This window comes from Streptomyces sp. NPDC058812, from assembly GCF_042744565.1.
Taxonomy (GTDB): domain Bacteria; phylum Actinomycetota; class Actinomycetes; order Streptomycetales; family Streptomycetaceae; genus Streptomyces; species Streptomyces thinghirensis.
Window position 1 is genome coordinate 1 of record NZ_JBHYOB010000084.1, and the last position, 1,110, is coordinate 1,110.

Annotated in this window: 1 protein-coding gene; it reads right to left on the reverse strand. The window is 69.9% G+C overall.

Going from position 1 to position 1,110, the window contains the following annotated elements; genetic code table 11:
• On the reverse strand, window positions 1-1,110 hold a 1,110-nt coding region (locus ACFW48_RS38795), incomplete at both ends, for a polyketide synthase dehydratase domain-containing protein (protein ID WP_386323397.1).

Sequence of the window (1,110 nt, forward strand, 5' to 3'; positions counted from 1 at the left end):
GTGTGTCGTCGGGGAGTCCGGGCAACGCCTCACCGATGACGGCACGGGTTGGGGGTGTTGAGGGCTCGGCTTCCTCAGCCACCTCAACCCACTCGCAGGCCAGCAACGGGGCACGGTGCGCGTTGCGCGCCAGGGCGGCCAGTTGGGCGGCATCGGCCTCACGCGTGACCAGCGCCTCGATGTCCATGAGGGCGCTTCCGGACTCGTCGGTGAGCGTGATACGAGCCGTTCCGTCCGCACCCAGGATCGCCTGTACCCGCGCGGCGTCGGCGCCCGTGCCGTACACCCGCACTCCCGTGAATTCGTAGGGCAGACGCAGCTCTTCGCCGTCGCTTCCCACCAGCAGGGAGTGTAGTGCGGTGTCGAGGAGGGCGGGGTGGAGGGTGTGGCCGGTGGTGGGGGTGTTGGGGGGGAGGGTGGTTTCGGCGTAGATGGTGTTGTGGTGGCGCCAGGCGTGGTGGAGGCCTTGGAAGGTGGGGCCGTAGTCGTATCCGAGGGTGGTGAGGTGGTGGTAGAGGTGGGTGGTGTTGAGGGGTTGGGCGTGGGTGGGGGGCCAGGTGGTGGGGGGTTGGGGTGTGGGGGTGGTGGGTGGTTGGGGGGTGAGGGTGGCGGTGGCGTGGCGGGTCCAGGTGGCGGGTTGGTCGGGGTTGTTGGTGTGGGGGTGGGTGTGGATGGTGATGGTGTGGGTGCCGTGTTGGTCGGGGGGTGTGAGGGTGAGTTGGAGGGTGAGGGTTTGGTCGGGGGTGAGGGTGAGGGGGGTTTCGAGGGTGAGGGTGTCGAGGTGGTGGTGGCCGAGGTGGGTGGCGGCGTGGAGGGCGAGGTCGAGGTGGGCGGTGCCGGGGAGGATGACGGTGCCGTGGACGGCGTGGTCGGTGAGCCAGGGGTGGGTGGTGAGGTTGAGGCGTCCGGTGAAGAGGGTGGTGTGGTCGGGGAGGTTGATGGCGGCGCCGAGGAGGGGGTGGTGGGTGGGTTGTTGGCCGAGGGTGGTGGCGTCGGTGGGGGTGGTGGTGGGGGTGTCGAGCCAGTAGGGGTGGTGTTGGAAGGGGTAGGTGGGGAGGTGGGTCCAGGTGGGGGTGGTGGGCCAGGTGGTGGGGTGGCCGTGGGTGTGGG